At 68.2% G+C, this 22,636-nt stretch carries 27 protein-coding genes; 12 read left to right on the forward strand and 15 right to left on the reverse strand.

Translation table 11 applies throughout. From position 1 onward, the window contains the following. Positions 1 to 37: 37 nt before the first annotated feature. On the reverse strand, positions 38 to 289 hold the full coding sequence (locus Q322_RS0111115) for a hypothetical protein (protein WP_029477987.1): 252 nt from the start codon (positions 287 to 289) through the stop codon (positions 38 to 40). Between the two features lie 331 nt (positions 290 to 620). Here Q322_RS0111115 and Q322_RS0111120 point away from each other — a divergent pair, with 331 nt between their 5' ends. After that, positions 621 to 1,010, forward strand: coding sequence for a helix-turn-helix domain-containing protein (locus tag Q322_RS0111120; protein WP_029477988.1), 390 nt, complete (start codon positions 621 to 623; stop codon positions 1,008 to 1,010). Between the two features lie 47 nt (positions 1,011 to 1,057). On the opposite strand, the gene Q322_RS0111125 is transcribed toward Q322_RS0111120, so the two are convergent. The 6 genes from Q322_RS0111125 to Q322_RS0111150 form a co-directional block, all read right to left on the reverse strand. Further along, on the reverse strand, positions 1,058 to 2,008 hold the full coding sequence (locus Q322_RS0111125; RefSeq protein WP_156953011.1) for a GNAT family N-acetyltransferase: 951 nt from the start codon (positions 2,006 to 2,008) through the stop codon (positions 1,058 to 1,060). A gap of 9 nt (positions 2,009 to 2,017) precedes the next feature. Continuing rightward, entirely contained in the window at positions 2,018 to 3,637 is a 1,620-nt protein-coding gene (locus Q322_RS23860; RefSeq protein ID WP_169739082.1) for a bactofilin family protein, read from the reverse strand. Positions 3,638 to 3,734: 97 nt separating this feature from the next. Then, the gene (moaC, locus tag Q322_RS0111135) at positions 3,735 to 4,220 is read right to left on the reverse strand and encodes a cyclic pyranopterin monophosphate synthase MoaC (protein ID WP_029477991.1); all 486 of its coding nucleotides are present in this window, start codon (positions 4,218 to 4,220) and stop codon (positions 3,735 to 3,737) included. A 2-nt stretch (positions 4,221 to 4,222) separates the two neighbouring features. Further along, positions 4,223 to 4,825: a DUF177 domain-containing protein gene (locus Q322_RS0111140; protein ID WP_029477992.1), complete on the reverse strand. Its 603-nt coding sequence runs from the start codon at positions 4,823 to 4,825 to the stop codon at positions 4,223 to 4,225. Between the two features lie 172 nt (positions 4,826 to 4,997). Beyond that, on the reverse strand, positions 4,998 to 5,594 hold the full coding sequence (locus Q322_RS0111145; protein ID WP_084147943.1) for a peroxiredoxin: 597 nt from the start codon (positions 5,592 to 5,594) through the stop codon (positions 4,998 to 5,000). Next, a complete protein-coding gene (locus tag Q322_RS0111150) occupies positions 5,591 to 6,649 on the reverse strand; it encodes a glucose-1-phosphate thymidylyltransferase (RefSeq protein ID WP_029477994.1) in 1,059 nt (352 codons plus the stop codon). Before Q322_RS0111150 ends, Q322_RS0111145 begins: the two co-directional genes overlap by 4 nt. 281 nt (positions 6,650 to 6,930) lie before the next feature. Here Q322_RS0111150 and Q322_RS0111155 point away from each other — a divergent pair, with 281 nt between their 5' ends. Next, entirely contained in the window at positions 6,931 to 8,067 is a 1,137-nt protein-coding gene (locus Q322_RS0111155; protein WP_051668461.1) for a mannose-1-phosphate guanylyltransferase, read from the forward strand. Between the two features lie 57 nt (positions 8,068 to 8,124). On the opposite strand, the gene Q322_RS0111160 is transcribed toward Q322_RS0111155, so the two are convergent. Continuing rightward, positions 8,125 to 9,162 carry an ATP-grasp domain-containing protein gene (locus tag Q322_RS0111160; protein ID WP_029477996.1) on the reverse strand — a complete coding sequence of 346 codons (1,038 nt, stop codon included), beginning with the start codon at positions 9,160 to 9,162 and terminating at the stop codon, positions 8,125 to 8,127. Between the two features lie 135 nt (positions 9,163 to 9,297). Beyond that, a complete protein-coding gene (locus tag Q322_RS0111165; protein WP_245593228.1) occupies positions 9,298 to 10,038 on the reverse strand; it encodes a hypothetical protein in 741 nt (246 codons plus the stop codon). A 225-nt stretch (positions 10,039 to 10,263) separates the two neighbouring features. Here Q322_RS0111165 and Q322_RS24795 point away from each other — a divergent pair, with 225 nt between their 5' ends. The 3 genes from Q322_RS24795 to Q322_RS0111180 all read left to right on the forward strand — a co-directional run bounded on the left by Q322_RS24795 (position 10,264) and on the right by Q322_RS0111180 (position 11,147). Next, positions 10,264 to 10,398 carry a hypothetical protein gene (locus Q322_RS24795; protein WP_281173643.1) on the forward strand — a complete coding sequence of 45 codons (135 nt, stop codon included), beginning with the start codon at positions 10,264 to 10,266 and terminating at the stop codon, positions 10,396 to 10,398. A gap of 17 nt (positions 10,399 to 10,415) precedes the next feature. Next, positions 10,416 to 10,745, forward strand: coding sequence for a VOC family protein (locus Q322_RS20925; protein ID WP_245593229.1), 330 nt, complete (start codon positions 10,416 to 10,418; stop codon positions 10,743 to 10,745). Between the two features lie 93 nt (positions 10,746 to 10,838). Then, positions 10,839 to 11,147 carry a hypothetical protein gene (locus Q322_RS0111180; protein WP_029477999.1) on the forward strand — a complete coding sequence of 103 codons (309 nt, stop codon included), beginning with the start codon at positions 10,839 to 10,841 and terminating at the stop codon, positions 11,145 to 11,147. Between the two features lie 30 nt (positions 11,148 to 11,177). On the opposite strand, the gene Q322_RS0111185 is transcribed toward Q322_RS0111180, so the two are convergent. Together Q322_RS0111185 and Q322_RS0111190 are read right to left on the reverse strand one after the other, a co-directional pair. Continuing rightward, a complete protein-coding gene (locus Q322_RS0111185; protein ID WP_029478000.1) occupies positions 11,178 to 11,711 on the reverse strand; it encodes a GNAT family N-acetyltransferase in 534 nt (177 codons plus the stop codon). Positions 11,712 to 11,716: 5 nt separating this feature from the next. Then, a complete protein-coding gene (locus Q322_RS0111190; protein ID WP_029478001.1) occupies positions 11,717 to 12,289 on the reverse strand; it encodes a helix-turn-helix domain-containing protein in 573 nt (190 codons plus the stop codon). Between the two features lie 95 nt (positions 12,290 to 12,384). Between Q322_RS0111190 and Q322_RS0111195 the strand changes: the two genes are divergently transcribed. Genes Q322_RS0111195 through Q322_RS0111205 form a run of 3 tightly spaced genes read left to right on the forward strand, consistent with a single transcriptional unit; the run spans position 12,385 to position 13,635 of the window. After that, positions 12,385 to 12,912: a hypothetical protein gene (locus tag Q322_RS0111195; RefSeq protein ID WP_029478002.1), complete on the forward strand. Its 528-nt coding sequence runs from the start codon at positions 12,385 to 12,387 to the stop codon at positions 12,910 to 12,912. Further along, the gene (locus Q322_RS0111200; RefSeq protein WP_029478003.1) at positions 12,909 to 13,304 is read left to right on the forward strand and encodes a DinB family protein; all 396 of its coding nucleotides are present in this window, start codon (positions 12,909 to 12,911) and stop codon (positions 13,302 to 13,304) included. The genes Q322_RS0111195 and Q322_RS0111200 overlap by 4 nt, the downstream gene beginning before the upstream one ends. Positions 13,305 to 13,311: 7 nt before the next feature. After that, a complete protein-coding gene (locus tag Q322_RS0111205) occupies positions 13,312 to 13,635 on the forward strand; it encodes a hypothetical protein (protein ID WP_029478004.1) in 324 nt (107 codons plus the stop codon). Positions 13,636 to 13,743: 108 nt separating this feature from the next. Here Q322_RS0111205 and Q322_RS0111210 read toward each other — a convergent pair whose 3' ends face one another. Then, a complete protein-coding gene (locus tag Q322_RS0111210; RefSeq protein ID WP_029478005.1) occupies positions 13,744 to 15,186 on the reverse strand; it encodes an E3 binding domain-containing protein in 1,443 nt (480 codons plus the stop codon). Between the two features lie 384 nt (positions 15,187 to 15,570). On the opposite strand from Q322_RS0111210, the gene Q322_RS0111215 reads away from it, so the two are divergent. Continuing rightward, positions 15,571 to 16,602, forward strand: coding sequence for a Glu/Leu/Phe/Val dehydrogenase family protein (locus Q322_RS0111215; RefSeq protein ID WP_029478006.1), 1,032 nt, complete (start codon positions 15,571 to 15,573; stop codon positions 16,600 to 16,602). 97 nt (positions 16,603 to 16,699) lie between these two features. Next, positions 16,700 to 17,314: a uridine kinase gene (udk, locus tag Q322_RS0111220; RefSeq protein WP_029478007.1), complete on the forward strand. Its 615-nt coding sequence runs from the start codon at positions 16,700 to 16,702 to the stop codon at positions 17,312 to 17,314. A 233-nt stretch (positions 17,315 to 17,547) separates the two neighbouring features. Here the strand turns inward: udk and trmFO are convergent, their stop codons facing one another. After that, positions 17,548 to 18,960 (reverse strand): methylenetetrahydrofolate--tRNA-(uracil(54)-C(5))-methyltransferase (FADH(2)-oxidizing) TrmFO, encoded by a 1,413-nt coding sequence (gene trmFO / locus Q322_RS0111225; RefSeq protein WP_034418371.1) that lies wholly within the window; start codon positions 18,958 to 18,960, stop codon positions 17,548 to 17,550. Positions 18,961 to 19,038: 78 nt separating this feature from the next. Here trmFO and Q322_RS0111230 point away from each other — a divergent pair, with 78 nt between their 5' ends. After that, positions 19,039 to 19,785 (forward strand): class I SAM-dependent methyltransferase, encoded by a 747-nt coding sequence (locus tag Q322_RS0111230; protein WP_029478009.1) that lies wholly within the window; start codon positions 19,039 to 19,041, stop codon positions 19,783 to 19,785. A gap of 33 nt (positions 19,786 to 19,818) precedes the next feature. On the opposite strand, the gene Q322_RS0111235 is transcribed toward Q322_RS0111230, so the two are convergent. After that, positions 19,819 to 20,643 carry a YdcF family protein gene (locus tag Q322_RS0111235; protein WP_029478010.1) on the reverse strand — a complete coding sequence of 275 codons (825 nt, stop codon included), beginning with the start codon at positions 20,641 to 20,643 and terminating at the stop codon, positions 19,819 to 19,821. Next, positions 20,640 to 21,791: a mechanosensitive ion channel family protein gene (locus Q322_RS0111240; RefSeq protein WP_051668462.1), complete on the reverse strand. Its 1,152-nt coding sequence runs from the start codon at positions 21,789 to 21,791 to the stop codon at positions 20,640 to 20,642. The genes Q322_RS0111235 and Q322_RS0111240 overlap by 4 nt, the downstream gene beginning before the upstream one ends. 48 nt (positions 21,792 to 21,839) lie before the next feature. Here Q322_RS0111240 and Q322_RS0111245 point away from each other — a divergent pair, with 48 nt between their 5' ends. After that, positions 21,840 to 22,484 carry a DUF305 domain-containing protein gene (locus Q322_RS0111245; protein WP_029478012.1) on the forward strand — a complete coding sequence of 215 codons (645 nt, stop codon included), beginning with the start codon at positions 21,840 to 21,842 and terminating at the stop codon, positions 22,482 to 22,484. Positions 22,485 to 22,636 lie beyond the last annotated feature (152 nt).

Below are 22,636 nucleotides of genomic sequence, written 5' to 3' on the forward strand. Positions count from 1 at the left end.
GGGCCGGTTCCCTGCCTCTTTTTCCCTGTCTCTTTTTTCAGACCGCCTGTTTGCGCTCCGCCTGCGTGACCAGATAGGCACGGGCCGCCCCCAGCCAGCTCTGGGCCAGGGCGGTGTTGGGGTGACCGCGCTCGCGCAGGGCGTGGGTGCCCAGGCACAGTTGACGCTCGACGCGGCGCACGGCCAGCAGGCCGCCGTCGTTCTCGACTTCGATCAGGGTATTCAGGACGGTGGTGGGGTGAACGTACCCCACGCGGATACTCTCGGCAATCGTGTCCAGTGCGCGCATAAGCGAAGACTCCTTCCAGCCCGAGGGGGCCACGAGGGGGATGGGTGGGAGACAAATTTCGGAGAAAACCTCTTGCTGATTACGATGATAGCAGAGCGGCGGGCGGCTGTGCAAGAACTCTACCCCCCGCATTCTGTATTGACCGTAGTGAAAATGGGTGTTACACTCCAACCAAGGCTGCTCGATTCTGTCCACAGGCAAACGCCCTTCTCGGGGTCAAACCAGGGGCAAAAGCTGTAGTCCCAGGCGGCACGCCGCGTCTGTATCTCCCGCGCTCAGCACGCGAATTTACAGAGGCAGTGAGGCCCAGCCGCAGCCAAGGAGGTGACACATGAAATTGCACGAAAGACTCCGCGAACTCCGTAGCGAACGCGGGCTGCGGCTCAAAGACGTCGCCGAGACTGCCGGGATCAGCGTCCCGTACCTCAGCGATCTGGAACGTGGCCGCACCAACCCCAGCCTGGAAACCCTGCAAACCCTGGCGGCGTCCTACGCCATCACGGTTCATGATCTGCTGGAGGGCGTCGAATTTTACGGCGCGTCCACCGAGGGGTCCATGCCCAAGGGACTGGCCGATCTGGTGGCCGATCCCACGCTGGGGCCGCAGATCACGCCCGACTGGGTGCAGACCCTGTCGCGCATTGAACTGCGCGGCAAGCGTCCGCGCGACAAGGGCGACTGGTACGAGATTTACCTGCACCTCAAGCGCATCCTGAACTGATTGAGGATGTACAGAAGAAGGCCGGAGACGTGGTTCTCTGGCTTTTTTCATTCTTCCAGGATCAGCCACAGGTTGGCGGTGCGGAAGCCTGCGGCCTCCAGCGCCTCGCGACGTTCTGGCCAGTCGGCGGGGCAGACAGCCTGAACGGTGGTTCGGCCCTGCCGAGCGAAGGCAATCTGGGCAGCGTTCAGCAAATCTGCGAAAGTAGCCCAGTCGTCCGCCGCCAGATCGTCGAGCAGCCCCAGCCCCGCCGCGTCGTGGGCGGGCGGCAAGCCTGCGGGCTGCGCCACCGCGAAGCCGCGCGCCCCGCCATTTGCCGGACTGACCAGCAGCTCGCGGTCTGCCAGCGTCAACGAGTGGCGCATCCAGCCCTCAAAGCGGGCGGGCGCATCGGGGTGGGGTGTCCAGAAGCGGGCGTTGGCACGGCGCTTCTCCTCCTGGGCCTGCCGGTTGAGGCGCACCAACGAGGATAAGTCAGTCTCCGCTGCGGGCCGGATAGCTGGAGAGAAGTCGGCTCTCGTGTTGACGGCTTTAATCATCCAGAGGGTCAGCGGACAGTAGCCGCGCTCCTGTAACAGCGCCAGCCGCCGCGTGTCCTGGGCGGGACAGGTCGCTACCGTCACCGCCGCGCCGTGTTCGCGCACGAACGCTTCGGCAGCGTCCAACAGCGCGGGCGAGGCGTCTGGCACACGGGCGTAAAACGTTTCGCCAACGAGTCCAGCAGGCTGACCCCCCAATTCATACACGGGCGGGGCCGGATTCAGGCCGACTTCCACAGCCCCCACGGCCTCTCCGCCTGCCTCTGCCAGAAACCAGGCGCGGCGCTCGGGAGTGGCTAGGTCCCGTTCCAGCGCTATCTGTACACGTCCCTCCGCTTCAACATGCATAGGCCAGAGGCTCGGCTCAATAAACGAATTCTGCCGCGCTGCTTCCAGAATCAGAGAAACCAGACTGCCCACATCCTGCAACGTGGCCCGACGTGTCGTGAATGTATTCACACCACCATCTTAAACGGTCTGAACTCCACCACGCGCCAAAAGCAGCGTTCCTGCGCCCCACGCGCCGCCGATCAGCGCCAGCCCAAAGGCCAGCGGCGGCTCGCTGAGGCTGGCGGCCACGGCGCTGAGGCCCAGCAAGGCCCCCACCGCGTCGGGAACCGGCAGGCGCAGGCGGCGGGCCAGAGCGCGGCCTAGGTCATAGGCGCTGACGCTGAGGCCCACGGCCAGGATCACCACGGCCAGCGCGGCGGCCACCAGCGCAGGCCCCAGCAGCCCAGCCAGCGCCAGGGCCAGCGCAGGGCCACCCAGGGCGGTCAGCGCCAGCACCCCCAGCGCCAGCGTCCGCATGGGGGCGTGGCGCTGGCGGCGGGCCAGGGTGGGGGCCATGCCCGCCACGAACAGCAGCAGCAACGCGCCGCCCGTCAACGTGACGAAAATCTGCGGCCACGCGGCGCTCCCCAGCCATCCCAGCAGCGGCCTGAAGGCGGCGGCGGTGGCAATGCCGATGCCCTGCGGCGGGGCCGTTTCCAGCGCGTCCAGATCATCCGGCGCGTGGCCCAGCAGCGCGTTGACCCGCCCACTGACCTGCGCGCCCGGATCGCGGCGCACGTCGCCCAGCAGCGTGACCACCTCGCCGTTCACGCGTGCGCCCGCCTCCAGCCGCACATGGCCGCCCACCGCGATCACGTTGCCGTCCACCGGGCCACTCACCACGATGTTCTGCCCGAAACGCACGTCCCCGTGGGCGGCCAGACTGTACAGCGCGGGCAGGGTCAACACCGCGCTCAGGGCGAAGGCCCCCGCGCCCATCCGCTGCATCACCGGACCGGGCCGCCAACTGACCAGGGCGCTCGTCAGCAGCAGCAGCGCCAGTCCCACCCCGGCCAGCGGCGAGACCTGGGCCAGCAGCGTCCGCAGCACCAGCGCCCCGGCGGCCAGATTGGGCCAGACGGTGGTGACCGCCAGCAGGGTCAGCCCGGCCATCAGCGCCACCACCAGCGCCAGTGGGGCCGGATTGTGCCGGGGCTTGAGTAGGGGCATAAAACCGTTTGCAGCAGGTGAAATGGGGGCAAGGCTGGGTGGAGGTACTGAGACGCCCTCCGCTTCTGGCTGAGCGATCCGGGCCACCACCGCCCCAGCCACCGAACGCGGCAGCGTGGGCGCAGGGATGTGGACCCGTCCCGCCCAAGCGATATCGGAGGCGACGGCTGCGGCCACGCTGGACGGTAGGAGAGGTGGAGTTGCCCCAAGCTGACGCGCTGCCCGAATGTCGCTCACCACTCCCGCCGCGAGACTGTGGGGCATGAGTGGAACAGATTGGTCTTGCAGATGACGCGCAACAGCGATGTCTGCCACCACAGCGCCAGCCAGCGAATGCAGCAGTTCTGGCTGAGATGCACCCAGGCGCACGCTCCAGGCCACTTCGGCGGCCACGTTCTGCGCCACACTCGCGGGCAGGCGGGGCGGCGGCAGGGCACTCAGGTGGGCAGTGGTGTCAGCCAGCCGACGCCTTTGCTGTGCCACTTTCTCCTGATCGGGCAGCGAACGCAACGCTTCCATCTCGGCGGGAGTCAACTCGCCCTCAGCCTCGCGGTGAAGCAGATCCAGCCAGCCGGACGGGTCAGCCATAGACCCCTCGCCCCGGTTGTCTCGCTCCATGCCCATACTGTTCCTCTACGATAGAGGATTCCAGAAAGTTCCCGGCGGCTGTCTAGGGTGACTGTGTTTAGAGGGATTGGGCGGCAGAGTAGTCGCCGCTCTTGCCGCCCGTCTTGCTCAGCAGCCGAATGCCCGTGATTTCCAGCGCCTTGCTGGCGGCCTTGAGCATGTCGTACACGTTCAGGGCGGCGACGCTGGCGGCGGTCAGGGCTTCCATCTCCACGCCCGTCGGGGCGGTGGTGCGGACGGTGGCGGTGATGTACACGCCCGCGTCTTCCAGCGTGACCTGCACGTCCGCGCCAGTCACGGGAATGGGGTGGCACAGCAGAATCAGGTCCGCCGTGCGCTTGCTGCCCGCCAGCCCCGCCAGCCGCGCCACCGTCAGCGGCTCGCCCTTGGGATTGGTGCCGGCCTCCAGCGCTGCGCGGGCCTCCGGGGGCAGGCGCACCCAGGCTTCGGCGGTGGCGGTGCGAGTGGTGGGGGCCTTGTCGGTCACGTCCACCATGCGCGGCAGGCCGTCACGGAAGTGCGTCAGCTCAGGCGCGTCTGCCACCCTCAGTCCTCCGGCAGCTTCAGATCACGCAGGGCGGCAAACGGCGTCTGCTTGGCGTGGACGCTGCCCAGGGGAATGCCCAGATCGTCGTCGATTTCCTCAACCGGCACCGCCGCCATGTGTTCGCAGGGACCGTCGTTCAGGTCATGGCCGCAGACCTGGCACAGCCCCTTGCAGTCGGGCGCGTGCAGCACGCTCAGGGGCGAGGCCAGCAGCGTGATCTCGGCCAGGTAGCCGCTGAGGTCCAGGGTGGGATCGCCAAAGACCAGCACCTCCTCGCCGGTCTCGGCCTCCTCCAGATACGGCGCGTCGGCGGACGGCTCGTAGCGCAGCAGGGTGCCCAGGGTCAGTTCCAGCGGCACCTCCACATTCCGCAGGCAGCGGGCGCAGTCCATCGTGACGGTGGGTTCAAAGCTGCCTTGCAGGTACATCTCGTTGCCGCTCAGCGCGTTGACGCTGATCTCGTAGGGGGCGGGTTCGGAGAAAGTCAGGGTCTGCGCCTGGCCGCCCTGCTCGTAGTTCAGGTAATCAAGCTGGCCCTCGGCGTGCGCGTCCTCGGTGGACCGCAGCAGGGAACCCAGGTGAATCAGGGGAGAATCGCTCATGGCCTGATGATAGGGCGCGTGGGGCCGGGCAACCGCGTCACGCGCACGGTAGAGCCTAAGTCAAGTGGCCTGTGGCGTGGGGACCTGGAGGGGAGCGGCGCTGACCTGTCGTCTCGGAGTTCCCAACCGTCTATCACGGGAGGAGTGCCGCGCCAGCGGTGGGTGAGGGATGTCATGACCCCAGCCACGCCAGCACCTGCGCCGCGTTCTGATCCGGCGGAAAGACCGGATAAAAGACCTTGTGGATCACGCCGTCACGAACGATCAGGGTCACGCGCCGCAGCAGGGTCAGGCCGTCCACCTCGAATGTGGGCAGCTTCAGCGCGTGGGCCAGCCTCAACTCGGCGTCCGAGAGCAGCGGGAAAGGCAGGTGCAACCGCCCCGCCGCCTCGGCCTGGTCCGCCGTGTCCTGCGTGCTGAGGCCAAAGACGCGCGCCCCAGCCGCCGCCAGTTCCGCGTAATGATCGCGGAAGGCGCACGACTGCGGGGTGCAGCCCCGCGCCCCTGGAATGATGTCCCAGTCGGTGGGCAAGGGCTGGTCCGGCTGGCCCGTGCGCGGATAGGCATACAGCACGGTCAGGCCGGGCAGGGCCGAAAGGTCCATAGGCGGCCCCCCGGTGGCGGGCAGAATCAGTACGGGCAGCCTCAGCCCCGGCAGATGGTCACAGGCCCCGTCGTCCTGCGGGGCCACCAGACCCTCCGGCAGGCGGTCCAGCCCACTCCCAGCAGGCCCGCTCTGACCTGGCCCGCTCTGACCTGGCCCAGTCACACCAGTTCCACCACGCTGGCATCCGAGATGGTCATCTTGAGGGTACGCGGCATCTCACGGCCCCCGCGCACCTGCGCCCGCACGCCGATCAGGCAGTCCTGAAGGCGGCGGTAGGTGTTCTCGATCACCGCCTCGGCGTCGATGACGCTGTGTTCGACTTCCGCATTGCGAATTACGCTACCGCGCCCGACACTGGTAAAGGGACCGATGTAGGCGTCCTCGATGACCACGTCCTCGGACAGCATCACCGGTCCCACGATGGTGCTGCGGATCACCCGCGCCGTGGCCGGAACCACCACCCGGCCCGAGATACGCGAATTCTCGACGGTACCCAGGACGCTGGCCTCGATGTTTTCCAGCAGCAGGCGGTTGGCGTCCAGCAGATCGTCCGGGCGTCCGGTGTCCTTCCACCAGCCTTTGACGGCCTGGCCCAGCACCGCCTGTCCGCCGTCGATCAGCCCCTGGATGCCGTCGGTGATCTCGTACTCGCCGCGCGCCGAGGGCGGCATGTGTTCCAGCACCCCGAAAATCTGCGGCGTGAAGCAGTACAGCCCGGCCACCGCCAGGTTGCTGGTCGGATTCTTCGGCTTTTCCACCAGCCGGGTGATGCGCTCGCCATCCAACTCGGCCACGCCGAAAGAGGTGGGGTCCTCGACTTCCACCAGGGCGATCAAGGCCGCCGGTTTTTCCTGTAGAAAGCGCTCCACAAAGGGCTTTGCACCGAACTCGAAGAGGTTGTCGCCCAGGTACACGCAGAAATCCGAGTCGCCCACCCACTCGCGGGCGGTTAAAACCGCGTGGCCCAGGCCCAGTTGCTCGTGCTGGTTGATCAGCGTGAGCTGCACGCCCGACATTTCCCGCACGGCGTGCTGGATCTCGCCGCGCGTGATGTCCGAGACCACGATGCCGATGTCGGTGATCCCCGCCGCCGTCAGGGTGTGGATGGCGTGGCGGATGATCGGCTGCCCGGCCACGCGCAGCACGGGTTTGGGGCGGGTAAACGTCAGCGGACGTAGGCGGGTGCCCAGTCCTGCGGCGGGAATGATGGCCTTCATATCCCGCAGTCTAGAGGCTGCCCCTTGTCTTCTCTCTGGCACTTCCTTGGGACTCCTCATGCGGGGGCTGACCTGAGCTTAAGGCTCCAGGGTCTCTGCCGGGCGCTGGCCGCCCGAAACCGGGGCCACACCGAACCGGGGCCACGCCGGCGAGGCGGCAGGTCCGCCGGACACAGGTCGCCTCTCCCCCACCCCCCGGAAGCACAAGGCGCAGCAACGCCCTTTTCTGGCACTGTAGAATTCCTGGCACTGTAAAATTCCTGGCACGCTAGAGTCCAACCATGCAGACCGCCCAGACCAGCCCAGGCCAGACCCCGCTCCCGGAGACCGCCCCGTTCGTTCCGGTGATCCTGGCGGGCGGCAGCGGCGAACGCTTCTGGCCGCTGTCGCGCCGCCACCGCCCCAAGCAGTTTCTGACCCTCGACGATTCGGGGCGCAGCCTGCTTCAGGCCACCAGTGACCGCCTGGTGACGCTGTGCGGCGAACCCGAGGGCCTGATGGTGGTCACCGGCAACGACTACCGCTCGCAGGTGCTGGAGCAGCTCCCGGACATGCCGCTGGAAAACCTGCTGGTGGAACCCGCCGCCCGCGACACCGCCCCCGCCGTGCTGTACGCAGCCCTGCGGATCGCGCGCACGCAGCCGGACGCCGTGATGGGTGTATTCCCCGCCGACCACCGGGTGTCTGACCCACAGACCTTCGGGCGGGTGGTCCGGCAGGCCGTCGCGCTGGCGGCCCGCAGCGGGCGGCTGGTCACCATCGGCATCACGCCCACCTTTCCGGCCACCGGCTACGGTTACATCCAGCGCGGTCAGGAGATGGCAGGCGCTGAGGAGTTCACGGCCTACGCGGTCACGCGCTTTACCGAGAAGCCCGACTCGGAGACGGCGCAGGGCTTTCTAGAGGACGGCGGCTACGCCTGGAACAGCGGGATTTTTGTATGGAAGGTCTCGGCCATTCTGGACGCCTTCCAGGAGTATCAGCCGGACCTGTTCGGGCCGCTCAGCGCAGCCATGGACGCCGACGCCCACGGCCTGACCCACCGCGCCCTGCGCGAGACCTTTCCGCAGTTGCCCAAGATCAGCATCGACTACGCGATTCTGGAAAAGTCAGGCGCGGTCAGCGTGATTCCCGCCGAGTTCGGCTGGGACGATCTGGGCGACTGGAACGCGCTGGAGCGGCTGCTCAAGGGCGAGGGCGAGAACGTCGCGGTGGGCCGTCATGTGGGCCTGGACACCGGCGGCGCAATTCTGTACACCACCAACGGCGACGACCTGATCGCCACGATTGGCCTAGACGACGTGGTGGTGGTGCGCGCCAACGAGGTCACGCTGGTGGTCCGCAAGGACCGCACCCAGGACATCAAACGCGTGGTGCAGCAGCTCAAGGACCACCCGGAACTGGAACGCTTCGCATAAAAGATTGCTGTGGGCCGCTGTGGACCGCCGTGTTTTGAAGGTCAGGCGAAACCTGGCTTAGTCTGCCGGGTCCAGCCCCGGCGCTGGCCCATGGATCACGCGGATCACCGGGTCCTCGGCCACGCGCAGGCCCGTCTGAACCGGGGGGATGGCCGCGCGGTCCAGCACGCCTGTGGCGGCGTCCAGCAGCAGCAGCGCGAAATTGACCCCCGCCGCCATGCTGTAGCGCAGGCCCCCGGAGGCGCGGGCGTTGATTTCCAGCATGTGGGCCACCTCGCCCGGCCCGTCCTTGGTCTGAAAATTAAAGATGCCGCTCAGGCCGTAGCGGGCACTGATCCGGCGGGCGGCCTGCACCAGGTCCGGGCGGTCCTCGATGAGCTGACCCCCATCAGTGTTCGGGCCGCCCTTGCGGCGCACCACGGCGCGCAGCAATTCGCCCTGCCACGCCACACAGTCGATGCTGCGCTCCACGCCTTCGAGCGTATGCATCAGCAGCATAGGCGGCAGCTCCTGATCGGCAAACAGCTCGCGCGCCGCCGCCACGCTGATCTGGAACATCTGGCCCCTTAAAAACGATTTCAGGTCCGGGGTATCCAGCAGGACCCGGAACCCGCTGGCGTACATCCCCTTGGCAGGCTTCATGCACAGGCGCACACCCTGCTGACGCAGGCGGGCCACGCCGCTGTCGAATCCCCGCAGGCTGTCAAAGGTGGTCCACGGTGGAATCGGCAGAATGGCCGTGTCCCAGTCCCGTAAAAACTCGTCCTTGTGCTCCAGCAGGCGCTGCGTGGCCTCGCTGGCGGGCGTGATCAGGGTGATGCCTGCCGCCGCAAAACGGGTCTGCCAGCTCGCCAGCCGTTCGCGCTCCTTGCCGGGAATGACCAGCTCTATGCGGCGGCCCACGCAGGCGTCCAGCAACCACGCCGCGTAGCCGTCGCCCAGCAGCCCGCGCGGTTCCACAAAGGTGTGGGCCGCCGCCGTCAGCATCCGGTGGGCGGGGTCCGTGTGGCTGGCCCAGACCGCGTAGCGCGTGCCGTCCAGGGCCTGGATCTGGGCGGCGGTGACACTGAAGTTCTTGGTGAACAGGACATTCATGGGGTGGCTCCGGCTGATGGCATGTGGGGAAAGAGGAACGATGGGCCACGGTGGGGATCAGTCAGACTTGAGCCGGAAGGGAGCAAAACGGGTCTTCCCGGTGGTCCCCACGCTTTAACCCCACCAGCAACCTCCCTACCCCCCGCGCCCCACCTCCGCCCCAAGTTCCTCGGCGCGGCGCAGGGCCTCGGCTTTCAGGCGTTCGCCGTGCCCGGCCAGCAGCGCCCGCACGCGGGCCAGTTGGTCGGCGTTCAGCCACGCGCGCACGCCCTGCGCCGTGGCCTCGGCGCGGTGTCCGGTCAGGCCAGCGATCAGGCCCAGCAGCACGCGCTTTTGCAGCTCGTCCGGCGCGCGGATATTGCGTTCGGGGTGGGTCAGGAGGTGATGCCGGTGCAGGGTGGCGGCCAGCAGTCGGTCCGCCAGCGAACCCCGCCCCGCCAGCAGCACGGCGGGCGTGACCTGCCGGGCGGCGCGGCGGTACTCGTCGGCGTTGCCGCCGTGGGCGTAGGCCCAGCCGTCGGCGCGCACGTCCACCAGGGTTTCGGTGTCCACGGCCCTGAGCAGCCTGGCCAGCTCAGTTTCGGTCAGGTCCGTGGCGTCCACCAGCCGGGTCAGGACGTCGTCGTGTTCGGGTTTGCCGATCTGGGCCAGCAGCGCCGCGCTCTCGCGCCAGTTGTCCAGGTCCGCCAGGTCCTGCGACACCGGCAGGCTGGCGTCCAGGTCATACAGCGTCAGGTCATGGGCCTTGAGGTGCGTGAGCAGCAGACGTCCGGCGTTGCTGCGCTCGCCGCCCACGCCCCGGCGGTACAGGTGCAGCAGCTTGCGCCCCCGCTCCAGATGGGGGCCTGGCCCGTGGGTCTGGTCCGGGGCGGTCACGGTGCCCCCTGTGGGATGGAGAGAAAGACGGACATCAGCCGACAGTTTAGAGCGGCGGACGCAGCGGTGCCGCCCGGATTGAACGGCTGACCCGGAGTCTGGTCACCATGCAACCCCACTCCCCCTGGACGCCTCTGAATTGCAGAGACGCGCCTGTGTTCAAGAACATAGGCATTGAGGTGGGCGACATCCACCTGAACGAGAAGGCCCGCGCAAGCTTTGAAAGTGCGACCCCACCGGGATTTTGCGGGTTTCTCACGCGGCCTGATGCTCTCGGTCACGTCCAGCTCCAGACCGGGCTTTGAGGCCAGCACCGACATCCGGTCCATGCTGGTCATGGGGCGCAGGCTGGACCGCTGAGCCTCTACACTGCCCCTATGCTGAAGATCGGTTCCGTCGTCTGGGGCGTGCGCGACATGGCGCGGGCCACCGCGTTCTGGACAGCGGCGCTGGATTACGCCCCGCGTGAGGACCCGGACGAGGACTGGGTGGTGCTGATTCCTCGCGCGGGTTCCGGCGTCCAACTGGCGCTCAAACGGGTCACGTCCGCGTCCGCCCGGCGGCACCATCTGGACCTGTACGCCGGGGACGGGGCGGCGGAGGTGGCGCGGCTGCTGGCGCTGGGGGCCACACGGGCCGACTGGCGCTACGAACCGGGGCCGATTACGTGGTGCTGGCGGACCCGGACGGCAATCATTTCTGCGTGATCCAGAAAGACGCGCAGTGGTTTCAACGCTGAAAATCTCAAGGCTGAGGGGCACTACAGAAAGCGCCCCGTCCCCGCGCTAGCCTGCGCTCCTATGGGCAAGAAAGACCGTAATACTCCGCGCCTGGCCTTCGCGTCGCTGCGCGATATGCCCGGCACCCGCGTCATGTTCTGGGTGGTGGACGACTGCCCGTACTGCGGCGAGCGCCACCTGCACATCGCCGGAAACCTGCGGATGGCGGACCCCGGCGAGTCGCTGGGCGAGTACCCGGCTCCCTGCGATGGGTCGCGCGTCTATGAACTGGCCCTGCCGCCCCGCCCCAAGCGCAAGGGGGGCAAGGAAGCCCGCCGCAAGGCCAGGCGCGATGGCCGCGAGGAGGTGCTGGACGACGACAAGTGGTAGAGGGCTGATGGATTGCGGCGTCTGCGCCCGTTACCCTTGCGCCGCCCCCCCGACTCGTTTCCAGTACAGCCACGTTCCGGTCAGGCCACCGTGCGGCTTGAGGGCGTAGCCAGGCAGCTCTCCGGCGAAGCTGTAGCCCGCGCTCTCGTACAGGCCCGCCGTCCCCTCGTCGGAGGCGGTGTCGAGCACCAGTAGGGTGCGCCCGTGTTCCACAGCCAGCGCCTCGGCTCTGCCCAGGAGCGCCGTCGCCACGCCCTGACCGCGCCACTCCGGGCGGGTCATCATCTTGGCGATCTCGGCGCGGTGGGGCTGGTTGGGTGGGGTGTTCAGAATCAGGGTGACGGTGCCGATGAGCTGTGGGCCGTTCCAGCCGCCCAGAATAATCCGTTCACCGCGCTCTGCGGCGGCCTGCGCCCCGTCCCAGAAAGTGGCGGCGTCCTCTGGCGTCAGCGGGTGCATGAAACCCACCGAGCCACCCTGGGCCACCGTTTCCACCAGCATGGCGGCCAGTTGCGCGCGGGTGTCGGGCGCGGCGCTCAACAGTTTGATCTGGAGATCAGGCACGCCGCTCACCGCCGGGCCAGCGCGACGAGGTAGGTGCAGACGCGGTCTGTTTCATTTGCCAGCGCGGTGGCTGTAGGTGGCCCGAAGCCCAAGCAATCGCCCTCGCCCAGCACGGCCCGCTCCCTGCCCTGCTCAATGACCAGTTGCCCCGTCTGCACCCACACCACCTGCCGAATCTGCGCGTAAGAGGAAGCAGGCAGGTTGACCCGCTGACCGGCGGGCAATCCCACCTGTACCAGTTCCAGCGGATGGTCCGGGCGCATGAAGACCTGCTTCCGGTGGTAACCGCTTTGAGGATCGCGCCAGACAGGCTGATCTTGCGCCCGCGAGAGCTGGCCGTCTGCACCGCCTCCCTCGGCCCGTAGCAGCAGGCCCGCCAGCGTCAGGTCAAAGGCCCCGGCCAGCCGCAGCAGCGTGATAGCAGTGGGACTCATTTCCTGGCGCTCAATCTTGCTGACGGTGGCCTTCGCGACTCCAGAGTGGGCGGCCAGCTCTGCCTGAGACCACCCACGGGCGTCCCGCTCCAAACGAATTCTCGTGGCAATCTGCGCCTCCGTTTTATCTACTATAGTAGTCATAAGAATTTTATAGTGGATTTTCCTGACGAATTCAAGTCGTGTTCTTTTCGCCCTCGCGCACCATTGCGCTTCCACGTTTGGCCTAGCATGAGGATGTGAACGGATTACGGCTGATTCTCTCCGCCCTGGCGGGTTTCGCGGCTACGCTGGTGGCCTACAGCGTCATCTTCGTGCGCGGCGACATGGGCGGGATCATGGGCTACCTGCGGGCCAGAGGCGCGCTGCGCAGGCTGACCGAGAGCGGCGCAGACGCCGGAGCGGTGGCGGCGGCCCACGACGCACTGCGGACGCTGGGCGCGCAGGTGGGCGATCCGGCGCTGGCCGCCCGCCTGATCCCGCTGGCGCTGCTCGTCGGGCTGGTGGCGGGCTACGCGGTGTGGCGCGTCTTCGGGCGCAGGCAGACGCAAGAGGGCCGCCCCGACGTGCAGGAGCGCATGGTCTACCGTCTGGCGTGGCGCAAGGGGGGCGTGTTCACTCTGAAAGACCTGGCCGAGAGCAGCCCGCTGGACGAGACGCAGGCCCACGCCGTGACCGCCCGCATGCTGGAACTGGGAAGACTGAGGCGGGACGGCGAGGCGTTCTCGCTGCAAGCTGGCGCGGCGCAGCCGGGGGGCCGCTCATGACTTTCAGCGCCGATGACCTGGCCACCCTGCTGGACGAGGCCAACCACGCCCCCTGGGAAAGCGTGCGCGCCGCCCTGGCCACCATCGACGGTCAGCCGCACCCGCGCGTGGGCTGGCTGACGGGTCACCTGAGCGCCACCAAGCGCGACTACTGGACCCTGGTCGCCGCCGCCACGGGGACCCCCGCCCCCGACGACGCGGCGGGCCTGACCCGCCTGATGGCCTGGGAGGTAGACGCCGCCCGCGCCCTCAGCGCCGACGCGCTGCAAACCCGCCTCACGCACAGCGACGAGAGCATGACCGTCTCCGAATTGCTGCGTCTGAACGCCCGCCACACCGCCTGGCACGCCGGGCAGATCGCCGCACTGGCCAATCCTGCCCGGCTGGCGTAGGGGCGGCATGCCCGAAGAACGCCCCTTTCTGACCGAGGCCCGCCCGCAGGGTGAACAAAACGCCGCCGCCGCGCCGCCCGCCCTGTTCGATCTGGCAGTCAACCGCGCCTGGGCCGCATTGCGCGGGTTCCCCTCCAGCGACCTGACGTCGGCGCAGGCGTCGGCTTTTCTGGCGGGCTGGCACGCCCGCACCCGTTTTGCCCGCCGCGTACCGCTGGACGCGGTCCGGGCGGCCCTCCAGGGGCATCCGGGCCAGCAGGCAGGCGGCGAGTGGCACTGGGCAGGGGGACCGGAAGGTGGATGGACGGCAGGCAAAGCGCCGTTTCCGTGAAGCCAGCCTGGCGCGTGACGCCCTGGCACAGTTCAGGACGCGAAAACCATCCCCGACATCTGCGGGAATGGGCCTCTGGTGTGATGCGGCACGCTTGCAACGCTGCCCCTACAGCACCAGGGCGATGGGTCTTTCCAGGGCCTCGGCCACGCGGGTCAGAAACTGCGCGGCCTGGCGGGGGTCGACGTCACCATTCAGGCTCAGGGCGGCGCGGCCATCCTGCACGCGGCCCAGGCTGAGGGTCAGGGTGTGCGGGTAATGCAGATCGTCCATGCCCAGCGCCCCGGCGTCGGTGACCAGCAGATCGGGGGCGCTGTCCTGGCCGCCGCGCAGGGCGTTCACGGCGTCGCGCAGCGCTCCGCCGGTGATCGGCTGATTGTGACCGTCTGCGCCTTGCAGGGCCACGCGGCCCAGGTCCGGACCCAGGGCGTCGGCGTGGCGCTGGGCGGCGCGGGCCACCAGGAAGGCCAGCGAGATGTCCTTGCCCAGGGCCTTGGAGAGCTGGGCGCGCAGCTCGTCCGCCGCGCCCACTCCGGCGTCGCGGCGCAGGTAGGTACCGAACCACACGGCGCTGGCAGGTCTGTCCGCGCGGGCAGCGGTGGTCACGGGCTGGACTGCTGGCTGCCGAAGCTGCGGCTGGGCGACGGGCTGCGGCGCGGCCTCCTGCCCGGCCATGACTGCGGGAGCGATATGGCCTTTGACTTCTGGGCCTCCGAGTTCTGGAGGTCCGAGTTCTGGAGGTCCGAGTTCCGGGGCTTCCATTTCCGGAATCTGCACTTCCGGGGCGGTCACCTCGGCGGCATAGACTTTCTGGTCGACCTGGGGTTCGGCGGCTGAAACCTCGGCCAGCGGGATGTCGGTGGGGGTCTGGACCTCGAATTCCGGCGCGCTGAGTTCTGCGGCGGAGCCACTGGTCCACCCGGCGATTGGCGCAGGCTGGACTTGAGGCATGGTCTCAGGAATAGGCGTGGCCTCATCCCTCCTGTCCTTGCGGTACAGGCGCGCGAGCAGGCCGCTCAGGCCCCCGTCCGCCGCGATATCGCTGTGGCTGGGGGGATGGCTGGGGCTGGGCTGCGGGGCGTCCTGAATTTCAGGGGCCTGGATCTCAGGAATCTGGGCCGCGTGGGTCTGGGGCGGGGCGAAGGACCAGTCGGTGGCGCTGGGCTGCGGCTCGGCGACCGGCGGGGCGTTCAGATCGGCCAGGTCGTCGCCTGGCCCGAATTCCATGCTGCCGTGGGCGGCGCTGGCAGCCGGGGCCTCCGGCGCGCGGGGCGGCATGACAAGATCGGCGATGCCGCTGTCGATTCCGGCCTGACTGAGCATGCCAGCGCTGAACATCCCGGCGGGGGGCTGCCCATCGTCGGCCCAGCCTCCGGGCATCTCGTCGACCGGGGGGGCGGGCGGCTCCTCCTCGCCGCTCATGACACGCGACAGGTAATTCAGGATGTCCTGCTCGACGACCGTGCTGCCCGAACCGGACCCCCGCAACTGCTGCCAGTCGATGCCGTTCGCCTCTGCCAGGATCCTGGCGAGCGGAGTGATTTGTTCCATATCCGTCCCCCTTTGCGCGCCCATGTCAAGGTTCATGGGCGTCCGTGCCGCCCGCTCGCCCCGTCCCCCCCGTCCAGGGGAAAAGGCAGGACAGGCGCGGGCAGGGTCATGGACGCAGGGTGGCGCGCCCAGTCTACCAGCGTTCGTTCCCGGCCAGACCGTTGGCGTGCGGGCCTCCACCCGGGCGCGGCCTTCCCCGCCCCGGCACACGGCAAAAGCCGTCCTGCACGGTCCCCGTGGCGCGCGGGCACACAATGGGGGAAAGGCAGGGCAGGGTGCTAGGCTACGGCCCGTGTCGCCGCCCCCGTGGGACAGATGTTGGCCCGGCAGAGGTGGGCCAGGGTGGGCCACGAGCGCCCGCAGGGCGCGGCCACAGGAGCTGCCATGTTGATACTCGAAGAGATGCAGGCCCGCGGCCACGAGAGCCTGACGCTGCTCCAGCACGCCCCCAGCGGTTTGCGCGCGGCGCTGGCGGTGCATTCCACGGTGCTGGGACCAGCCATCGCGGGCGTGCGGCTGCGCGAGCAGGATGAAGAACTGGCCGTGCGCGGCGCGCTGGCCCTGTCCGAGAGCCTGACCCTGAAAGCGGCGCTGGCCGGGCTGAATTACGGCGGCGGGGCCTGCGTGATCATGATGCCCGAGGCCGGGGTGGACGACCCGCACACCCGCGAGGCGCTGTTCCGGGCGCTGGGCCGTCAGGTCAGGCCGCTGGCGTCACGCGCGGTGCTGACCGAGGACATCGGGGTCACGCCCACCGATATCGCCTTTGTGGCGCAGGAAACTCCGGCCACGCTGGGCATGAACACCGACACCAGTAGCGTCACCGGCTACGGCGTCTACCGGGGCATGAAGGCCGCCGCCCGCTTCGCGCTGGGCGCGGAGAGCATGCGCGGCGTGCGGGTGGTGATCATCGGCGTTGGAGCCGTGGGCCGCGCGCTGGCCGGACACCTGCACCGCGAGGGCGCGAAACTGACCGTGGCCGACGAGCGCCCGGAGCGCGCCCAGGCGCTGGCCGAGAGCCTCAGCGGCGTGGACGTCGTGACCTGCGGCAGCGCGCTGGACGTGCCCGGCGACATTCTCGCTCCCTGCGGTTTTGGCCACAGCGTCCACAGCGCCGACGTGCCCCGCCTGCAATGCCGCCTGATCGCCGGGGGCGAGCACCACCCGCTGTCACGCCGGGGCGAGGAGGCCGTCAAGGAAGCCGGAATCGTGTACATGCCCGACTTCGCCATCAACTCGGCGGGACTCATCGCCGCCGCCACCGGGGCGGACATGAACGCGGCAGCCGAGCAGGTCTACCAGACCGTCAGCCGCATTACCCATGTGGCCGAGCAGTACAGCAAACCCCCCAGCGTCGTCGCCCGCCGCATGGCCGAGCGCCGGATTGAACTGATCGGCAGCCTGGGACGCGCGTGAGGGTCATGATGTTAGAAATTGGCCTCCCGCGTCTTTCAGACCGCCAGACCTTCAGACCTTCAGACCACCCGGTCAGGGGCATCCCAAGAGGCACCCCATGACCTCCCCCTTTGTCATCGGCGTGGCGGGCGGCTCGGGCAGCGGCAAGACCACCGTGACGCGGCGGGTGATGGAAACGGTGGGCGAGCAGGGCGTGGCGGTGCTGGCGCAGGACAACTATTACCGCAGCCAGGACGAGATTCCTTTCGAGACGCGGCTGACGACCAATTACGATCACCCGGCGGCCTTCGACTGGGCGCTGTTGCGCTCGCATGTGGACGCGCTGCTGGCAGGGGTGCCCATCGACATGCCCGAATACGACTTCACGCAGCACACCCGCTCGGCGCGGACCACCACCGTCCTGCCCGGCAGCGTGGTGGTGCTGGAGGGCTTTTTTGCGCTGTACGACGAGGAACTCAGGAAGCGCATGCACCTGAAAGTCTTCGTGGACGCCGACGCCGACGTGCGCTTTATTCGGCGGCTGCTGCGCGATACCGGCGAGCGTGGACGCACCCCCGAGAGCGTGATCTCGCAGTATCTGGAGTTCGTGCGCCCCATGCACCTCAGTTTCGTGGAACCCACCAAGCGTTACGCGGACGTGATCATCCCCCACGGCGGCATGAACGAACCCGCGCTGGACATGCTGGCGGCGCGCATTCGCACGACGATCTGAAGCATGTGTCCGAATGACAGCGTCGGGAAGGGAGACCTCTGATGTTTCCATTCTCGCCTGCGGAGTTGTGCCAGTCCCACATCCTCGGCCAAATCCACTCACGGTCTTGGGCAGAACAGCTCTCCTGACAAACACTCTAGAAAAGGGCATTCATCCTCGCCACTGGTCAGAGGCGCTGATCACGCGCCCCCTCACCCCGGACCTCTCGCACAGGAGTAGAGAGAAAATAGTCGCTAGCGCAGCACCGGCTGGGCCTGCGCTTCCGCACTCTCCTGCTGATGAGGAACCGGCGGCGGCGTGACCTGCAATCCGGCTTCCTCCCCGGCCCAGGCCATGAAGGCGTTCAGGCCGCGCCGGAACAGCACCGGGCGTTTCTCGTGCTTGCCCAGCTTGCGGACCTTGCCGTTTGGCCCCGGCTGGGACGCAGGCAGTTCGGGGACCAGCGCCCAGTTGACGTTCATGGGCTGGAAATTCCTGGGGTTGGCGCTGGCGAGGTAGCGCACCAGCCCGCCCAGCATGGATTCAGCGGGCGGCGTGAGCGGCGTCGACCCCAGCGCCAGCCGCGCCGCGTTGGTCCCGGCCAGCCAGCCGGTGGCCGCCGATTCCAGATAACCCTCGGTTCCGGCCAGCACGCCCGCCACCAACTTGTGCGGGTCGGCGCGCAGTTGCAACGTCGAGTCCAGCACCTGCGGCGCGTTCAGATAGGTGTTGCGGTGCATCACGCCGTAGCGGACGATCTCGGCACCCTGGAGGCCGGGAATGAGCTGAACGACCGCCTTCTGATCACCCCACTTCAGGCCGGTCTGGAAGCCCACCAGGGACCACAGGCGGCCCTCGCGGTCCTCCTGGCGAAGCTGCGCCGCCGCGTAGGGCCAGCGCCCGGTGCGCGGATCGTCCAGACCCTTGGGCGACATCGGGCCGAAGCGCGGGGTATCCACGCCCCGGCGCGCAATTTCCTCGATGGGCATGCAGCCCTCGAAGAATTCCAGCTTTTCCCAGTCGTGCGGCGTATGGGCGCGGGCCTGTTCCAGCGCAGCGAAAAAGGTCAGGTACTCGTCTTTAGTCAACGGGCAGTTGATGTAATCCGCGCTCTGGTCATAGCGCCCGGCCCGCCAGCACACCTCCATGTCGATGCTCTCGAAGGCGATCACCGGGGCGGCAGCGTCGTAGAAGCTCAGGCGCTCGCTGCCGGTCAGCCGCGCTACATCGGCGGCCAGCGCGTCGCTGGTCAGCGGGCCGGAGGCGATCACGGTGACGCCCTCGGGCACGGCCTCCACCTCGCCCTCGATCACCTCAATCAGGGGATGTTCGCGCACCGCTTTCGTCACGCGCGCGCTGAATTCGTCGCGCTCGACGGCCAGGGCGTTCCCGGCAGGCAGCCTGGAGGCGTCCGCCGCCGTGACGATGCCGCCGCCCACGCTTCTCAGTTCGGCTTGCAGCAGGCCCTTGCTCTGGCGTTCGCCCTCGCCGCCCAGCGAGTTGCTGCACACCAGTTCGGCAAAACCGCCCGAACGGTGGGCGGGGGTCATTTTCACGGGCCGCATCTCATGCAGGCGCACGCGCACGCCCTGGCTGGCGGCGGCCAGCGCGGCCTCGGACCCGGCCAGGCCCGCGCCGATCACGGTGATTATGGGAGAAGTGGTCATGGAAGGCAGTTTAGGGGAGGGCTGGTTGCGAAAGGGTGATGGAAGGAAGCCACTCCACTTGCCGGCTAGATTGACCGCATGAAACTCGATCAGCACTACGTCGATCCGCGCCTGGTGGCGCTGTACGACGGCAACAACCCCGGCGCCGAGGACACCGAATTTTACCTGCAACTGGCGGCTGATCTGGAGGCCAGTTGCATCCTCGATCTGGGCTGTGGCACGGGCGTTCTGACCCGCAAACTGGCGGCAGTGGCAGGGAGGCAGGTGAGCGGCGTGGACCCCGCGCCCTCCATGCTCGCCCATGCCCGGCAGCAACCGGGAGCGGAGCGCGTGCGCTGGGTAGAGGGGAATTCGAGCGCTCTCGGCACGCCGGGGGCCGATCTGGCGGTCATGACCGGCAATGTCGCCCAGGTTTTTCTCGACGACGCAGAGTGGAACGGCACCCTGCGTCACCTGCACGCGGCGCTGCGTCCCGGCGGCCATCTGGCTTTCGATAGCCGCCGCCCGGAGGCGCGGGCCTGGGAGGGCTGGACCCGCGCGGCCACCCACGAGCGCGGCGATTCCATCCACGGCCCGCTGGAAAGCTGGCTGGAGGTGGTGGACGTGCAGCCGGGCCGGGTGCATTTTGTCGGTCACAACGTCTTTCTTCAGACGGGCGAGAATGTGGTGGTGGACAGCGAACTGCGCTTTCACAGTCAGCGCGAGATCGCTGATTCTCTGGAGGAGGTGGGCTTCACCATCACAGACGTTTATGGCGACTGGCAGCGCGGCCCGGTGACTTCAGAGAGCCGGGTCATGGTCTTTGTGGCCGGGCGCGGCGGCTGAAGGGGTTGCCCGCCCTGTCAAAGAAACCAATACTTACCGCTCCGGCGTGCCGCCCACGTCCTGCTTGACGCGCGAGAGCCACTCGTACAGCACCACCTGAAGGGCCAGCAGCCGGTCCGAGGGCAGCGGCAGCGTGAAATCGAAGCGCGTCTCGGGGGCGGGCACGCTGATGACTTTCATACCCTGCGAGGCGAAAATCTCTGCCGCGCGGCGCGAATGGCTGGGACTGGTGACGAGCAGAATCTGTGTCCAGCCTCGCGCTGCCGCCAGATCGCGCACGCGGGCGGCCTCGTCGCGGGTGGTGGTGACGTTGGCGAGGGTCACGACTTCCGGGCCGCCCTGCGGATACAGCGCCCGAACGGTCTCGCGCTCGATGGCGCTCATCTTGGGACAGGTGGCCGAGAAGACATCGGACTGCTCGGAGACGGTCACGACGGGCGCGTAGCCGGCCCGCCACAGCCGCAGGCCCGCCAGCAGCCGACTCACGCTGGCCGCTTCCAGCGCCGATGTGCCGCACTGCACGCCGCCGCCCAGGATCACGATGGCGTCGGCTTTCTGCGGCGGTTGCGAGAGCGTCAGCGCGTTCAGCGGCCCGCGCAACACGGGCGTGATCAGGCAAAGAGCAAGCAGCAGGCTCACGACTCCAGCACCGAGCTGGAGAATTCGGCGGCTCAGGGCAAAGGCTCCGGCCAGCCCGCCGGCCACAACCAGCAGCAAGAGCAGACTCCCGGGCGCACGGACCTGACCGAGAAAGGCGGCCAGAACGCCCAGCGCCGCGCCGGTGGCCGCGCCGCCCAGCACTCCGGGCCAGACAGACCGGGAGCCGGGGCGGGCGCGGGCCGGGATGAGCCGGGTCAATGCTCCTCACGCCGGGGCAGTGCCGGACGGTCTAGGGCGGCAGGCAGAATTGCTTCCAGCCCCTTCGCGCCGTCGATATGCAGTTGCAGGTGCGGAAAGGGAATGTCCATGCCGCTGGCCTGTAAGGCCTCCTTGGCCGCCTCGGTCACCTGCATGGAAATCACCGGGTAGGAGGCGATGTTGGCCTCGCTGACCCAGAACCGCATGATCACGTCCACGCTGGACGCGTTTAACTCCTGGACCAGCAGCAGTGGAGCAGGCTGCTTCTCGACTTTGGGATGCGCGGCCATCACCTCCAGCAACACGCGGCGCACGTCGTCTACCCGCTCCCTGTACTCCACGCCGATCATCACGTTCAACCGGAGTGGGCCGCCCGCCGAGAGGTTGACCACCACCGCCCCGGCCACGTCCTTGTTGGGAATGGACACGAATTCGTTGTCGCGGGTGCGGATGCGGGTGGTCCGCAGGGTCAGGCCGCTGACCTGGCCTTCCTGGTCCTCCACCCGGATCCAGTCGCCGATGCGAAAGGGCCGGTCCAGCAGCAGGGTCACGCCGCTGATCAAGTTGGCCAGGATGTCCTGCGCGGCAAAACCCACCGCCAGTCCCAGCACGCCCAGCCCGCCCAGGATCGGCAGCAAGTTCACGTTGAACTGCTCGAACACCAGATAGATGCCGCTCATGGCCCAGACCACCCGGACGACGTTCTTCAACAGCAGTTCCAGGCTGGCGTCCAGGCCCCAGCGCACGGTCTGGCGGTGCAGCAGGAAGTCCAGCACGTTCCAGCCCACGTACAGCAGCAGCAGCAGGGCGTACACCCGGAAGATGGCCGGGCCATACTTTGCCAGCGGCGAAAACAGCGCCGTGACCGACACCAGCACCAGCATCAGCAAGGTCAGCCGCAGCACCAGCCGCAGACTGCGGTGCGTGATGGGGCGGGCCTCGGGCGGCACGACGCGCCTCACCGCGCCGTGCAGCAACCGCGAGATTCCCCAGAACACCACCGAATACAGCGCCACCAGCGCCAGCGCCAGCAGCAGCGTCGGGCCGTACTGCGCGGCGGTCCGCGCCACATCGGCCCAGGCTTTGCCCACGGTGCTGGAGATGGTGTCCACGCCCAGTAGGCGGAAGGTATCGACTTCATTTGCCATCGCGCACAGTTTACGGCGGGACACCGGGGCGTCCGTATACTGCCCGGCATGCGCCGCCTGAACGCCCCCAGCAACACCAACCGCCGGACGGTCCTGTCCACCGTTTTACTGCTGCTGGCCGTGGCCCTCGCCGCGCTGCTGATCCTGCCCCGCCTGGGCCTGGGAGGGGGCAGCGGCCCCGCCGAGGGCGGCCCCGAGGTCCGCTTCGTGCGCCAGATGATCCAGCACCACGCGCAGGCGGTGGACCTGGCAACCCGCATCCGCGAGCGCGGCACGACGCCCGCCGTCCGCACGCTGGCGCTGGACATCATGCTGTCGCAGCAGGAGCAGATCGGGCAGATGCACGGCTGGCTGACCCTCTGGGGGCGTCCGTGGGGGGGTGCGGGCATGACCGGGGAACACGCAGTCAGCATGGGCATGGCCACCCCGCAGCAGATGGCCAGCTTGGACACCCTGCCCCCCGCACAGGCCGGGGTGACCTTCCTGCAACTGATGACCCGCCACCACCAGGGCGCGCTAATCATGGCCAAGCCCGCCCTGGGCGCAGGCGTGCGCCCCGAGGTGCAGGCGCTGGCCCGTCAGATCGAGGCCACGCAGGGGGCCGAGATCCGGGTGATGACCGACATGCTGAGCGAGCGGGAGGCTGAGCCGCTGCCCGCGCCGCAGATGGACATGGATATGACGGGGCATTGAGCAGCCTCAAAATGGGCATCGAGCAGCCTCAGAATGGAAGGGGCAAGAGTTCAGGATAGAGCTGACGCTCCCCAGACAGGGCCACAGGTGTGACGCCGAAGCCAAACGGTTCACTTCCACTCTGCCCGGCCTGCCCAGCGGCACCAGACTCA

The organism is Deinococcus frigens DSM 12807, assembly GCF_000701425.1.
Lineage (GTDB): Bacteria > Deinococcota > Deinococci > Deinococcales > Deinococcaceae > Deinococcus > Deinococcus frigens.